This is a genomic window from Euzebya pacifica (assembly GCF_003344865.1).
Lineage (GTDB): Bacteria > Actinomycetota > Nitriliruptoria > Euzebyales > Euzebyaceae > Euzebya > Euzebya pacifica.
In genome coordinates this window covers 406577-420590 of sequence record NZ_CP031165.1, presented here as the reverse complement: position 1 = coordinate 420590, position 14014 = coordinate 406577, and the positions used below count along the sequence as shown (strand labels likewise).

Here is a 14014-nt window from a genome sequence, read left to right as displayed (position 1 = left end):
GTCCCGTCCCTGCGACAGATCCCCGACGGATCTGGTCACACCCGGGTTCTCGGTTCACATCGCGCTTCGCCTTAGCGCAAAATCACCTGCAAGTCCGGCTTCACGCAACCACGCGATCTGGTCGTCGGTGACCTCGCTGATCGGTACGCCCTTGACGCTGCCCAAGCGTTCGAGCAGTTCCAGACGGTCCTCGGGAACGCCCGAATCGTGGATCGACGCCCAGGCCCGTTTCAGCTCGTGCTCGGCCAACAGCAGCGCGGCACCCTCCCCCTCTTCGGGGGTGTCTGTCCGCTGCATCTCTGCCAAGTCGTCCGAACGCTTGCGAATCACGGCCACGGAAGCCATGACGACGGGGTTGGACTTCCCCAGTCCTTCCAACGCGTGGAGCACGGTCCGGCTCGCGGTAGGCGCTTCGACTGCTTCCAACCGATTCGTCCAAGCGTCGGCAAGAGCAGACCGGAGGTCGTTCGCGACGCCTCGCACGAGGTCCCGGTAGTTGACCGAATCCTCGGCACCGAGCCAGGCCATCCCCTCTTCGATGTCAGGGGCTTGCGCAAGGATGCTCAGACGCTCGGGAAGGTCGACCGTGGCCTCGACCAGGGCAAGCTCGTTCATCGGAACCAGGAGGTCATCGAGCTCCTCAGCTGCGTCCTCCAGTCCTTCTAGCCTGCGCAGCGCCGAGGCGATGCGGCTCGCGGATGCCGCCCCCTCCGCAAGTGTGTCACACACGGAGATGAGCTGGTCCGCCAACGCGGCGATGGTCGTCATCGGATGGCCTCCTTCAGTGCTCGGGCTGTGGCGGAAACGCGTTGCACGGTTGCGCGTGGATCCGGTAGATCGACGGCGGCGTCGCCATCCTTCCGGTCCTTGGTGGCGTTCGAGAGCGCCATCTCCAGCGCAGCTCTCCCGTCGCCCAGCAACGATCGGACCAAGCCGACCTGATTTTGGGACCGGTGGTAGTGCTCGAGGACCTGTAGCGTCGCTCGCTCATCGACCTGATCAACGGCAGCGACCTCCTTGGCCAGATGTCGCAGCGCGGCGGTGTCCACCTGCTGGCCGCGCTCGATGACCCGGTCACAGGTGACGATCGCATCGTTCACCACCCGTTGCTCGTCAGCCGTCACGAAGAGGGACCTGCCACGGCCCGCGGTCAAGGATGTCCTGACCTTCTTGGCCATGGTGAGGAGATCACCATCCAGATCAGCCTGGACCTTCTCTGCCCAGTCCCTCGCAGACTCCAAGGAACGGCCAAGGTTGGCAGCCAGGCTCTCCTGGAAGGTCCTGGCGTAGTCCTGCACGCCTCGCGGCAGCGCCTTGAGGTCCACGACCCAGCTTGCGGACGCCTCGGCAGCCGGACCCTTGAGCCGGTCGAAGTCCACGGCGTGCACGTTGCCTCCCTCACGGGTGAACGCGACAAGCCGGAGGAGCAGGTCCCGTGCCATCTGCCGACTGCCTTCCGCAGTCCGGGAGGCGTTGCCCAACGCAGCGTCGCGCAGCTTCCCCCAGGCGGGATCACCGACGGGCGGAAGCGCCGAGGGCTCTCGGAGGGCAGCGTCGATCACCGCCTCGGGCGTATCGCTCTCGCAGTGAAGCCCGAGCACTGCTCCCGTCGAGAGGAGCAAGCGGAGCAGGTGGACCGCTTGTGCATGTTCCGCTTCCGGCCCACCGATGAGCGTCTCAGCGGAAACCTGCTCGGCCAGACGGTCGACAAGCATGTCTGCCGCCCGTCGCTGACGTGCAGCTGTGTCGTTGCCGCCGAGGAAAGGGTTCGCCTGATCCCAGACGACTTCCTCCAGCGCCAGTGCAACCTCCGGAGACTTGTCGAGGTGAACCAGCTGGGGCCGTCGGCCTGCGGGAGCACGACCGTCGAGCACGATGTCCTCAGGCTCGAACCCATCCCGTCCTGACCACGCCTTCGCGCTGTGACGGCCATCGTGCAGGCCAAGGCTGCTGACAACGCGAGCGTGGATGCGCTGACGAACGTCCCGGCGCAGCGCCTCGGGGAGCTCGCGAGAGGGCTCTTCTGTCCACCGGTCAACCTCCTGCACCTTGTCGGGGCGGGTCGGCGGCGCGACGGTAGCTGGAGGCGTTCCGCCGGGTTGGGGTCGCGGCTTCCGGGTCGGAGGGGCACCCTTCGGTTCGTTGACCTCCATCTGGGAGGTTGGAGGGGCCGGCAGGTTGAACAGGGACCTCGCGCCCTCAGGAACCTCATCGAACGCAACCCTTGACCTACCCCACAGCCCCTGGAACGCTACGAGTCGCTCAGCGGCCGAGGTGTCCATCCCAGCATCCACACAGCCGTCGTGAAGCATGTCTCTCACGCCCTGACGGATCCGGTCGTCCGCAACGGTGAACTGATCGACAACGGCGGGCCTTGGGAACCGACCCCCCTCGAGCACCGCGTGGTTGCTGTGCACCATGTTGCGTAGCACATCGGTGATCACGAACCGCGGCACGAACGTTTGGGACTCTTCATCCCCCAGTTTGGCCGCGACCGCCCGTTCGAGCGCTTGACGGTTGAACGGATACAGACCGACGTGCCCGACTCCCTCGACCTCCACGGTCCCGAACGCCTCGTGGCACTCCGCCGACAGTCCCAAGGGGCAGTCGTTGCACTGGTTCGGTGTGGGAGCGTCGATGGACAGGCTTGCCAGCCGATCCGTACCGACACGGACGGCGTTGAGGTAGCGCCCCACGAGCTGGTCGCGGAACTGTCCAGCAGCACCGGTCGCCATATTGAGGTCCACAACAGCGGACGTCCGGCCCCACACCATCGTCGGGAGCTGGCTCAGCGGGCCCGGGGTGATCGCGGCCACCACGCGGATATCACAGAGGGCGGGGGCGTTGTCCACGAAGACATCGAGAAGCTCTTGCTGTACCCCCTGAAGGACCGCGAAGTCCTCGAAGTAGAGCCAGAGGGTCTCGCCGCGTTCCTTGAGTCGACGTCGCAGCTCCAGCGCGGCGTCGGTGACCATTCCCTGCCTGACACCGAAGACCTTCTGCACCGCCCGATCGAGGTAGGTGTTCAGCACCTGGACCAGCCGTTGTTGGAAATGCCCGTCGTCAGAGATCAGCTCGTGGAGCTCCCTGGCTGGAGCAGACGCACGCTCAACCTTCTCAGGGGCCAGCGGAAGGTCACGGGGAGCGAACACGAGATCTTCTTCCTCGCGTTCCTCCGCCCGGCGACGCCCGAGACGTGTACCGGCGACCCGCGCGGCCAGACCATCGTCGGACAGCAACTGGTTCAGGAACTGCTCCTCGGTCAGCCAGGAGAACAGGTTTCGTGCCACTCGAACGTGGTCGCTGGACCAGCTTCGTTCAGTGAACGGCCTGAAGCTCTCGGACTCCGCCAAGGCCCAATCATCGGCCGCGATGTTTGCGAGCTCGAGGATGAGGGTCCGGCGAGCGGAGGTCATCGTCGGGTAGCTGTCAGCGGCTTCGGACAGCGCTTCCCGCACAGCATCCATTTCCTCGCCGGACTCGTCGCCGATGATTCGGTCGACAACCCGGCGTAGGGATGAGGTGTCGCTGCGGGGTACGAAGACGGTCCGCTCGCCCGCACGGGCGTCGCGCACCCTGGCCAGCCACAGCCACCTGACGAGGTGGGACTTGCCGGTTCCTGGATCGCCGGCAACCCAGCACATCGACGCGTCCATCGGCGCGTCGGCGATGTGCGAGGCCAGCGAGTCGATGTCGCTTGTGGCGCCCTCGGGTTGCGGGGTCTGCGCCCATTGCCGCCCCGTCCACATCTGGACGTCCTGAGGGACGTGAGTTGCGAGGAACCTCCGGTTGCTCTGCTCGTCTGGTTCCCCGGCGTCGACAAGCATGATGTCGGTGGCGTCTGTCCGGGACCAGCAGGTCTTGGTGCTCATGCGGATACCCCTTGGGCGATGTGGGTGAACGCTCGTTCCTCGCGCGACCCCGAGAGCAAGCGGACGATGCCGCTTGGGTTGCTGATGGTGTAGTCCTGGACCGTGGACAGGGCGATGACCCCCTCGGACTCGAGCCGGAGCAGCGCTTGGGCAAGCGCCACGTCCACCCCGTCCTGTTGGGACTGGAGGTGCTTCAGCATGTAGCCACGGATCTGACCACCCGCGATCACAGGCAGCCGGGCTGCGAGGCGGTCCAGTACCCCGGCGAGCTCTTTAGGATCATCAGTGAGCAGACCGCCGATCTCGTCCCGTGTCGGGACGTACAGATCGGGTACGAAACCGTCCACCTTCTCCGACGGCCGAGGTCTCGTGAAGCCCAGCAGGGTTGCCCACCGCGTGAAACCCCCCCATCGCGTCGAGTTCTCGAATGGCCACAGGTGCCTGGGGAGGGTCTGCTGATGTTCATCAACGCTATGGACCTTCTTGCTGGTCCAGGTGAGTGCCGGCCCGCGGGGATCCAATGTCAGGAACCAAGCCAAAGCCCGCTGCATGTCACGGCACCCCGTGGACACAACCTTGCCGTCGGCCATGCTGTAGGGATCCGGATCGTCCGCGTCGATTCTCATCGTCCACGACCGCAGTACGGCGGCGTTGATTTCGTCGGAGAAGGACTCGAACTCCTCATCGAGCCGAACCTCCGGATCCCTCACCGTGCCTCCGTGGAGCACGCCGATGGACCTTCCCATGGCAACTGTGGATCCGTAGGCTCCGTCGTCAGGCCCCCTGGGCTCATCGAACAGCGCCTGGGGAGCGAAGCGCTTGTGCAGAAGCTCGCGATGAACGCGCCCCTCCGCCTGCACGTGACGCATGACCGCCAGGAGCAGCGCGGGGAGCGCCTCGGGCGGGGTGAGCATTGCCATACTCAGATCACCTCTTCGAAGGACGTGGTCGGGTGCCAGGTCGAGAGTGGTTGCGGGGTCGCGCTCCGGCCATCGAACGCTTCTGCGCCGTCTGCGCACAGCAGGACACGAGGAGCTCCATCGACATCGAAGAACTCGGGGGGCACCTCGTCGACTGGGTCCACGACCACCAAGGTGGGGATGGGGAAGGCCGGCGCGCCAAGGGCGTGATCAAGCGCCACCCACCCGGAGTCCGCGGACCGGTTGATCGTCTGGAGCGCCGCGCCCTCAGGTGGGCCCAGTACCCCACGCTCGTCCACGATCCGTTCGATGCGCCATTGCGTGACCGCGACCTCAGCGACACGCTTCGCTGCCCTCTTGAACGACCGTGCGTCACCAGGCGCCGTCAGTAGGAGACTGTGCACCCCGTCCGGGAGGTCCGCCGAACTCGAGGCCCGGAATGCCGCTACGGCGGTCCGACGATCGACGCGAGCGACCATCGGCGTGAGCGGTTCGGGTTCGTCGGGCACGCATCCAGGACAGCCGGGGCACCCCCCGAAGGGGACGATCCTGACGTCCCCTGTCGCCAGAGCGGCGTCCATCGTGTACTCCTCCAGGAGTGCGGATCGCCAGCACTTCTTCGCCCCGACGAGGTGCAGCATGCGTTCGATGCTGGAGTCAGACCCGTCGCCGCTGCGTCGTCTGGCGTCGGCGGTGGCCGTGGCCCATCCTTCCTGGGTGGAAAGGTCGTGCGCCAGGACCGTCACTCGCTGCGTCTGGGCCCAATCCTGGAACGCCAGGTCCCTGCGTGCCTCCCACGCTTCGTCGGACTCGGCCTCGGTCTTTGTCGGGGGAGGCACGAGCTCGAGCCTGATGGCGCCTGCCGACGCCATCAGGTTGAGCGTGAGCCGGTTCCACATCTGGTTTCGGTCGGACCGGCGGTCGATCTTCAGGTCGATGTCGGGCCGGGGTGTCGGCACGGTGTCGACCCGGACGTCGAGGTACCCGTCGTCTGACACCGCCAGGTCACGCATGTCCGACCACCGCGCGAATCCCTTGGGGGCTTGGATGAGTCGACTCGAAGCCAAGCTCCTCGCGATCGGCTCGTCAGCACCCCGGGAGGGAGCAAGGAGTGCAACGGAGGTGTGATGGTCTCGACCGCCACGGCCCACCTCCTGGTAGTAGCGGTCCAGCGACTCCGGGATGCAGGCGTGAACCACTGATCGGACGTTGGCGAGGTTGACGCCCAGGCCGAACGCGCTCGTGCCGAACACGACGTCCACGGTCGGCCTCCGGCTCGACCAGCCCTCGAGGACCCTACGGCGGTCCGCGGAGCTAGTGTCGCCGTGGAAGGTCGCGGTTCGCCGATATCCGACTTCCCGGGCCATGCTCGCGAGTCGTTCGCAGTCCTCGCGCTTCGTCGAGTAGACGATGATGGGACGCGGAAGGAACCTCAGCGCTTCGATGACCCGTTGGTCGCGTAGATCGAGGCCAACCTCCTCCGCGAGGAGGTAACGAGGTTCCGGCCGTAGGGCGGACACGGACACCATCTCTGGCCGCGCGAGTCCAAAAAGCGAGTTGAGGTGCTCGAACGTGGACTGGGTGAGCGTCGCGGTCATCAGCAGGGTTGCGGGTGCCCGTTGGCCGCTCTCCCGAGCGGCCGCAACCAAGGCCCGCCGTAGGGCGGGCAATAGCTGGAAGTGGGCACGGAAGTCGTCGCCCCACGCTGAGACCATGTGCGCCTCATCCACAACGAGGGTGGAAAGCTGACCGGCCGACGCAACGGATAGCAGCGTGGGAGCCAAGGAACCCGTGGCGCTCTCCGGGGAGGTGAACACCAGCCGTTGCGTGCCGAGGCGCAGGCGTTCGCGCACCGCTGCGCGGTCCTCCGGGCTCAGGTCGGAGGTGTAGGCGAGACGGTTCGGTAGGTTCTTCGCAGCAGGACTCTGGAGGACCTCGCGTTCTTGGTCCAGCGCCAGCGCGATCGTGGGCACCACGACGACGGTTGTCCGGTCCTGCTCCACGAGTCCCCGGGCCATGCCGGCCAGGCTCTTTCCTGTCCCGGTCGGAAGCACGATGTAGAGCGCCTCGCCGGCGGGGCACCGGAGAGCCGCACGAACGGCTTCTCGCTGCCCGATCCCGCGGTAGCCGGGGAAGTCGAAACGTTCAGCCAAGAACGGGTCGAGGGGAACACTGCTGTCGGTCCTCGACAGCGAGGGCACAGTTCCGACCGCGCTCTGCATGCCGAAGGGCGCGCTGATGGCCAAGTCCACAGCGCGCAGATCGCCCCGGATCCACTGGGGAGACCACTGACGTGTCCCGGAAACTCGGAGTCCGCTCCCGAGGACGTCAATTCCTGCGTCACGTGCAGCGGAGGCTGTGATGCCGACTTCGGCAAGCTCCGCGTAGTTCAGGCTGGGCACTCCGTTGCCCGTCATCTCTTGCTGACGCAACAGATGCCGAAGGAGGGCGACGACGTCCCCCGAGCCGCCATCCGCCAACGCCGCGAGCATTCGGCGATGCGGGCCCGACTCGGGAAACGACGAGAGCCACTCGGTGAGCGGAACTGCAGACACTTCTGACCTTCCTGGAATTACTGTTCGTCTTCGGCGACTGATGAGAGTGTTCCTCAGGGCCAGCGTCAGCTTTGACGAGCTCTCAACTCCCGAACTGCAGGACGCCCCCGAAGCAGCGCAGGCAATCATCCTGGGTCGCGTTCCCAGACCGTACGCGATTCGCAGCCTTGAGGTCCCTTTCAGCCACTGGAGCCGCCGACGAGCGAACAACGCGTCTACCCGGCCGACTTCTCCAAGGCCTCCAGCCACTCTGTCCAGAAGTCCTGCCAGGCGGGGACGACGGTGTGGTCGGGCAGGCGGGTGTGGGCGACGTTGACCGAGGTCCGGCCGTTTGGCTTGGGGGTCAGCGTGAACTCCACGCTTCCCTCCTCCATCGCGATGCGCACGTTTTTCGATGTGGGGCGCGATCGCAGTTCGGTGGTCATGTCCGGGAACAGCGCGTCGCGCCCCTCCGGATCCAGCAGCAGTGCCCGCAGCTCGTCGGCGTCCACCGCCATCGTCTTCGTCTTCGACACGCCGAACAGCCCATCGGACTGCTGGTACGGCAGCCGCTGGCCGGTGATGCGCTCCCAGCTGACGGTCACGCCCTGCGCCCACCAGCCGGTCAGGTCGTGCTCGGTCATCAGGTGCTCGACCACCGCCGAGTGCCCCTCGGCATGCCCGTCGAAGGCCTCGATCAGGTCGCACCACTCGTTCCACCCGCGCCCGGTGTTGGCGCGGATGGCCTCGTCCGACATCTCCGGCTGGGACACCCACCCCCTGCCACCGACTCGGGGCGTTGCCGCCTGCTGCTCGAGCAGCACCCGCCTTGCCTGGGCGTACCGTTCGCCGGTCCGGGCCATCCGCTCGCGGACACGGCGCTTGAAGGTCTGCTGTGTGGTCATGACGTCCTCGTCTCCTGCTCGACCACCACCGGTTCGCCACGCCCCACCGATGCGCCGAGCACACGACGGAAGTCCATCAACCACTCCTGTCGACCACTCGGTGACCTTGCCTCCCCGGGACCGGGCCGCGTGGAGGCCCGATGTGGAGGTCCGGCGTGACAGGACGCCGTGACCCGAAACGCTACGCCAACGCCCACCCGACCGTCAACGGGGCACGGGGTCGAACCGCTGGCACAGCAGCATCTGCCCCGTCTCCTCGTGCAGGTACTCCTCGTCCCCGACGAACCCGTACGCGGTGTAGAAGCGCCGACCGATGACGTTGGCGCTGAACACCTCCACCCGCACCGCCCCGCGCAGCTCGACCGCCTTGTCCACGAGCGCCCGTCCCAGCCCCCGACCGTGGAACGCCGGGTCGAGGAACAACCCGCCGATCTCGTCGTCCACCAGCGCCACGAACCCCACCGGCCGTCCGTCGACCTCGGCCACCCACGTCTCGGCGTTCGGCAGGTACACCTCGCGCGTCCGCCGCTCCTCCTCCGCCACGAACCCGGGATCGAGGAACGGGTGGGCCAGCGCGCTCGCCCGACGCCACGCGTCGACGACGGCGTCGGTGTCCTCCGGCTGGAATCTCCTGATCACGCCCCAAGCATGACGCACCCCTTGACACCCTCACCGATCAGTCTGGACGCTCGGCTGACCACGAACCCGTCTGCAGTCACGGAAGGTCGACCGTTGCGCTCCCCACTCGCCATCGCCCTGGCGCTCCTCCTCGCCATCGCGATGCTGGCCCCGGCGGCCGCCGGTCCGGACCCCGACGCCCCCTCCTCGCGCCTGCAGGACCGGTGGATCGTCACCTCCGACCACTACCCGGTCGGGCCCGACCATCCTCGCGCACCCGTCGAGCACCAGGTCGAGGGCGTCATCGTCGAGTGGACCGAGGTCCGTCCCTCCGTGTTCGAGGCCACGGTCGTCGACGGCGGCTACGCCGACTGCTTCGCCCCGGGCACCGTGGTCATCACCGAGATGGTCGAACGGTCCAACGGCTCCTCCACCTTCGACGGCCTCGCCCTCGACGCCGACTGCACCCTGCACCGGGTCGAGCTGGAGATGACCGACGCCGACACCGCCCCCTTCCTGGTCTGGGACACCCCCACCGGCCGGATGCGGATGGACCTCGGGACCAACGACTGGGTCGAGGTCGAGCACCGCGTCGTCGGCGACTGGCTGCTGGCCGGGACCGACGACCCCGACAGCCCGCCGGGCCGCACCGTCCTGCGGATCACCGGCAGCTCCCCGACGTTCACCGCCACGGTCGTGGAGGCCGAGGGGGGATCCTGCTTCGTGCCCGGCGAGGTCTGGTGGGACGGGCTGACCTGGGGCCACGGCCTGATCCAGACCGGCACCGAGCAGAACCGCGCCTGGGGCATGCCCGACGGCTTCCGGATCGGCCGCTACGACGACTGCAGCCTGCACACCGGCGGCGGCAGCGTCAGCTTCTTCACCTTCGGTCAGCAGCTCACCATGGCCGCCCACCCCGACCCGGGCGGCACCGGCATGATGCTGTTCTCCCGCCTGGCCGGCGCCCAACCCGAACCCCTCCCACCCGAGGAGCGCACCCCGGTCGCCAACCCCGCCGACCACCTCGACCTCGCCGGTGACTGGCGCATCACGACCGACGGCGTCGTGCGCGACGTCTCGCTCCGATGGACGGGCGAACCGACCGAACCGTTCCTCGGTCGCCTGACCGCCAACGACGACTCGACCTGCCCACCTCCGAACGTCGACATCTGGCGGATCACCGACACCGTCGACGACAACGACGCCCGCGGCGAGGTCAGCCTGTACGCACGCCGCGGCGTCATCTGCGAGCTGCAGACGGTCGTGCCCGCCATGTTCAGCCTGTCCGGCGAGGGTGGCGCTCGCCAGCTCGACGTCCTCTACGAGGACCCCGACGGCAACGCCCGTCAGGAGTCCTACGTCACCGCCCGCCGGACCACCCTGCGCGGCGGACGTGACGACCAGGCCCTCGCCATCGCCTTCATCGCGGCTGCGCTGGCCCACCTCGGCCTCGACGGCCTCGATCCCACACCGGCCGACCAGCGCGGCACACCCACCGACCTCACCCTGTACGTCGCCACCGACGCCGACTTCCCCGACGGGCTGGCCGTCGCCGGACTCGCCGGACGCACGCGGGGGCTGACCGTGCTGGTCGACCCCGACGACCCAGAGGGCAACGCCCGGCTGCTGGAGCTCCTCTCCCCCGCCTTCACCGAGATCGTCGTCGTTGGCGGGGAGGCCGTGGTCCCGTCTGCCAGCCTGCCCGCAGCCGGGGAACCGGGCGCTCCGACCGGGCGGCTGGCCGGCACCAACCGGTTCCACACCGCACAGGTGCTGGCCGACACCGGTTGGCCCGACCCCGTCGACACGGTGTTCGTCGCGACGGGCGCCAACTTCCCCGACGCCCTCGCCGGCGGGGCCGCCGCCTCGGTGGAGGGTGCACCGGTGCTGTTGGTCGACGGCGACCGCATGCCCGCCGAGACCGACACCGCCCTGCGGCGCCTGGCCCCGCGGGAGATCGTCGTGCTGGGCGGCACGGCGGTCGTCCCCGAGTCGATGGAGGCCACCCTCCGCGACTACGCCCCCACCGTCACCCGGCTGGCCGGGGCGGGCCGACAGCAGACCGCCGTCGCCGTGTCGCAGGCGCGGTTCGCCGACGGTGCCGACACGGTGCTGGCCGCCTCCGGCGACCGGTTCGGCGAGGCGCTGATCGCCGCATCCGCCGCATGGGCGTTCGAGGCGCCCCTACTGCTCGTCGGCGACAGCGCCGTCACCCCCGAGATGCTGGCCGAGGTCGACCGCCTCGGCGCGACCCGGCTCGAGCTGCTCGCGGTGGAGGACACCCTCGACCCGGCGGTGTACGAGGAGGTCGCCGGCCGCTTCTGACCCCGAGAACCCACGAGTCCTGGTCCCGAGAGACGAAATCGATGGGAACCACCGGTGGATGTCGCGCGTCGAAGACCATGACGACCCCGCCGCGCGGCCCACGAGGGCCCGAGCCGAGAGGACGTCGACCCGACAAGGACACCATCCCGCCGGGCCGCCAGGTTCCCACCCCGTTGACGCCCCGCCGTCACCACCCACTTGGAGAGGCCATGCAGCGCACCACGCAGACCGTCGAGACCCCCAGCAGGGTCATCGTCCTCGACGAACCCACCCCGAGCCGCGGCCCCGGTCCGGGTGGCCGGTCCACCGCCGCCATCGCCATCGCCGTGGCCATCGCGGCGCTAACCACGGGCGTCTACCTGCTCGTCGGCGAGAACGACCGCCAGCCGGCCATCAGCGCGCAGGATCCACTCGAGCTGTCACTCGGTCAGGACGACGCCCTCGCCAGCTGCCTGCCGTTCGAGGTCGCCATCCTGGCCGACATGTCCCCCGCCTTCGCGGCCACCGCCACGGGCGTCGACGGCGACACGGTCACCCTGTCGGTCGACCGCTGGTTCACCGGCGGCGACGCCGAGTCCGTCGTCCTGCACGCCCCCGCTGGGATGGAGGCGCTGATCGCCGGGTTCGACCTGCAGGTCGGCGAGCGGTACCTGCTGACCGCCTCCAACGGCACCGTCAACTACTGCGGTTACAGCGGCCCGGCGACCCCGGAGTTCGAGGCCGCCTTCGAGCAGGCCTTCGCCGCCTGAACGTCCGCACGCAGGCTCGCCGTCACCACGTCGGCAGGTCAGAAGAACCCGCCGACCTCGTAGACCGTCACCAGGCCGGCCACGGCGCCCTCCGAACGGGCCAGGACCTGGCACTGCAAGTTCACGTTGCCGCCTGACGGCAGGCTCGTCCCTCCGCTGAACGTCACGGTGGTTGTCGCGGCCAAGCGGTCCTCGGGGAACCCCGACGCGAGGGAGGCCATGAAGTTGGTCCCCTGCCGCAGGCGACACTCCAGCGTGTCGATCGTGGCGTCACGGGTGTCAGCGGTTGACTGGACCGCCGCTGACACGACGAAGTTCCCCGCGGGCAGGTCCACGGTGGCCACGGTCGTGTAGTCCGGCCAACCGACCTGGGTGACGGGGATGGGTACGAACCTGACCCGTGAGATCCCCGCTGGGCCGGCCGGCCCCATCGCTCCTGCCGGGCCCGCGGGCCCGGCAGGGCCTGCAGGTCCCACCGGTCCGGCTTGTCCCGGAGGCCCCTGGGGGCCGGCATCGCCGTCGGCGCCCGTTGCGCCCGCCGGTCCTGTCGCTCCGACCGGTCCGGCGGGTCCGTCCGCGCCCACCGGTCCGGCGGGCCCAGCGGCACCACGGGGCCCGTCGGGTCCGGGGCTGCCCGCGGGACCGGCTGGGCCAGCAGGGCCCCGTGCACCGGGTGGGCCCTGCCGCCCGGGCGGTCCGGCAAGGCCGCGAAGGTCAGCGGCGTCCATCCCGTCCACGGAGTCGGCGTCCAGGCCCGGGATGCGGTCGGTGGTCACGGGTGCACCCGTCAGGACCGGACGCCCGTAGCCCATCTCGACCGCGAACGCGACGAGGGCCTCGGCGGTTCGTGTCCGGTCGGCACCCGCCACGCGACGGGTCTGCAGGCCGAGGGCCTCGACGTCCGCCGCGACCTGATCCGTCAGGACCGCGGTACCACCGACGAGGACGACCAGCCCCGGGGCGCGACTCCGGAGCACGGCCTCGGCGGCCTCGCCCAGGTCCTTGCCAGGGGTCAGCAGCAGCGGCGCGCCGAGCGAGCCTGCCACCGCGCTGGCCGGCAGGGCATCGGCGAAGCTGTCTGCTGCGGCCAGGAAGACGACCGTCGGCACGACATCGACTTCTGTGGGTGGGCCGGAATCCTGGGCGACCGCGACCGGCAGCCCCAGCATCGCGGTGAGCATCAGGCCGACAACGACGGCGGCGCACAACCACCGCATGGACAACGACTGCGACATGTCCGACTCCCCTCGCTTGGGCCGCCCGGACGACGGCTGCTGGGGCGACGGTAGGTCCCGCCTCGGGTTGGCCGAATCAGGGGTTCCCCTATTCATTCGGCGCGATCCACATCGTCGGACGTCAAGGTTTGGGGTGCCCCCCTGATGCACCGCCCGACCGGAACCGGTGGAGTGGCGCCATGCGCACCTCCACCTTCCTGTTGACCGCCCTGCTGCTGCTGTCCTGCGTCGCCTGCGGCAGCGACGACTCCGCCGGCGCCGAGGCCGGTGCCGCTGCCGACGCGACCGCTGTCGCCGAGTCCACGGTGGACGCAGCCACACCGTCGGCCGCCACCGAACCCGTCGAGACCCCAGCGGTCGAGACGCCGGCTGAGGAGCCGACTCCCAGCACGGAGACGCCCGCCGAGGCCACCGTCGCTGAACCCCTGGACGCCATCGAGCTCGAACCGACCGGGCAGGCGATCTGCGACGTCGTGGCGTCCCTGGACTTCAGCGCCGTCCACGACGCACCGAACGGCCAGCTCCAGCCAGGCGACGACCGGTGCCTGTGGTTGCCCTCCGACGGCCGCACGATCGACTTCGGCACCTGGCTCGCCGACGACCCGGACGACGCGACCGGTGAAACCCTGCTCGCCCAGTCCACCCCCGGCAACCCCAACACCGAGGTCGCCCCGCTGACCAGTCTGGGGCGGCCGGCGCTGACGGCGTCCACCGACGCAACCAACGGGGTCCACGTCCTGCTCAACGACCGATTCGTCCTGGTGGTCAAGACCTTCGAGGACTACACGATCGATCAGCTGACCGGGCTGACCACCCAGTTCCTCGCAGCTGCCAACGGCTGACCCCCGCGCATCCG

General features: G+C 68.9%; 10 protein-coding genes. 3 read left to right on the top strand and 7 right to left on the bottom strand.

The genetic code is table 11. From position 1 onward, the window contains the following. Positions 1 to 54 precede the first annotated feature (54 nt). From DVS28_RS01655 to DVS28_RS01630, 6 genes are all read right to left on the bottom strand, one after another. Positions 55 to 768, bottom strand: coding sequence for a hypothetical protein (locus tag DVS28_RS01655; protein WP_114589902.1), 714 nt, complete (start codon positions 766 to 768; stop codon positions 55 to 57). Continuing rightward, positions 765 to 3872: a hypothetical protein gene (locus tag DVS28_RS01650; RefSeq protein ID WP_114589901.1), complete on the bottom strand. Its 3108-nt coding sequence runs from the start codon at positions 3870 to 3872 to the stop codon at positions 765 to 767. The genes DVS28_RS01655 and DVS28_RS01650 overlap by 4 nt, the downstream gene beginning before the upstream one ends. Beyond that, the gene (dpdG, locus tag DVS28_RS01645; protein ID WP_114589900.1) at positions 3869 to 4792 is read right to left on the bottom strand and encodes a protein DpdG; all 924 of its coding nucleotides are present in this window, start codon (positions 4790 to 4792) and stop codon (positions 3869 to 3871) included. The genes DVS28_RS01650 and dpdG overlap by 4 nt, the downstream gene beginning before the upstream one ends. Before the next feature lie 2 nt (positions 4793 to 4794). After that, complete coding sequence (dpdF, locus tag DVS28_RS01640; RefSeq protein WP_164709801.1) at positions 4795 to 7347, bottom strand: protein DpdF; 2553 nt, start codon at positions 7345 to 7347, stop codon at positions 4795 to 4797. A gap of 215 nt (positions 7348 to 7562) precedes the next feature. Then, positions 7563 to 8231, bottom strand: a complete 669-nt coding sequence (locus DVS28_RS01635; RefSeq protein WP_114589898.1) for a hypothetical protein — start codon at positions 8229 to 8231, stop codon at positions 7563 to 7565. A gap of 204 nt (positions 8232 to 8435) precedes the next feature. Then, a complete protein-coding gene (locus tag DVS28_RS01630) occupies positions 8436 to 8870 on the bottom strand; it encodes a GNAT family N-acetyltransferase (RefSeq protein ID WP_114589897.1) in 435 nt (144 codons plus the stop codon). A 93-nt stretch (positions 8871 to 8963) separates the two neighbouring features. Here DVS28_RS01630 and DVS28_RS01625 point away from each other — a divergent pair, with 93 nt between their 5' ends. Together DVS28_RS01625 and DVS28_RS01620 are read left to right on the top strand one after the other, a co-directional pair. Further along, on the top strand, positions 8964 to 11174 hold the full coding sequence (locus tag DVS28_RS01625; RefSeq protein ID WP_114589896.1) for a cell wall-binding repeat-containing protein: 2211 nt from the start codon (positions 8964 to 8966) through the stop codon (positions 11172 to 11174). A 209-nt stretch (positions 11175 to 11383) separates the two neighbouring features. After that, on the top strand, positions 11384 to 11923 hold the full coding sequence (locus tag DVS28_RS01620) for a hypothetical protein (protein WP_114589895.1): 540 nt from the start codon (positions 11384 to 11386) through the stop codon (positions 11921 to 11923). A gap of 38 nt (positions 11924 to 11961) precedes the next feature. Here the strand turns inward: DVS28_RS01620 and DVS28_RS01615 are convergent, their stop codons facing one another. Continuing rightward, the gene (locus DVS28_RS01615; RefSeq protein ID WP_164709800.1) at positions 11962 to 13158 is read right to left on the bottom strand and encodes a cell wall-binding repeat-containing protein; all 1197 of its coding nucleotides are present in this window, start codon (positions 13156 to 13158) and stop codon (positions 11962 to 11964) included. A gap of 179 nt (positions 13159 to 13337) precedes the next feature. On the opposite strand from DVS28_RS01615, the gene DVS28_RS01610 reads away from it, so the two are divergent. Continuing rightward, complete coding sequence (locus tag DVS28_RS01610; RefSeq protein ID WP_114589893.1) at positions 13338 to 14000, top strand: hypothetical protein; 663 nt, start codon at positions 13338 to 13340, stop codon at positions 13998 to 14000. Positions 14001 to 14014: the final 14 nt, after the last annotated feature.

What these genes read in the sequence shown, in the direction of transcription:
- DVS28_RS01655 (WP_114589902.1), bottom strand. Translation starts at nt 768, where the DNA reads ATGACGACCATCGCCGCGTTGGCGGACCAGCTCATCTCCGTGTGTGAC.
- DVS28_RS01650 (WP_114589901.1), bottom strand. Translation starts at nt 3,872, where the DNA reads ATGAGCACCAAGACCTGCTGGTCCCGGACAGACGCCACCGACATCATG.
- dpdG (WP_114589900.1), bottom strand. Translation starts at nt 4,792, where the DNA reads ATGGCAATGCTCACCCCGCCCGAGGCGCTCCCCGCGCTGCTCCTGGCG.
- DVS28_RS01635 (WP_114589898.1), bottom strand. Translation starts at nt 8,231, where the DNA reads ATGACCACACAGCAGACCTTCAAGCGCCGTGTCCGCGAGCGGATGGCC.
- DVS28_RS01620 (WP_114589895.1), top strand. Translation starts at nt 11,384, where the DNA reads ATGCAGCGCACCACGCAGACCGTCGAGACCCCCAGCAGGGTCATCGTC.
- DVS28_RS01615 (WP_164709800.1), bottom strand. Translation starts at nt 13,158, where the DNA reads ATGTCGCAGTCGTTGTCCATGCGGTGGTTGTGCGCCGCCGTCGTTGTC.
- DVS28_RS01610 (WP_114589893.1), top strand. Translation starts at nt 13,338, where the DNA reads ATGCGCACCTCCACCTTCCTGTTGACCGCCCTGCTGCTGCTGTCCTGC.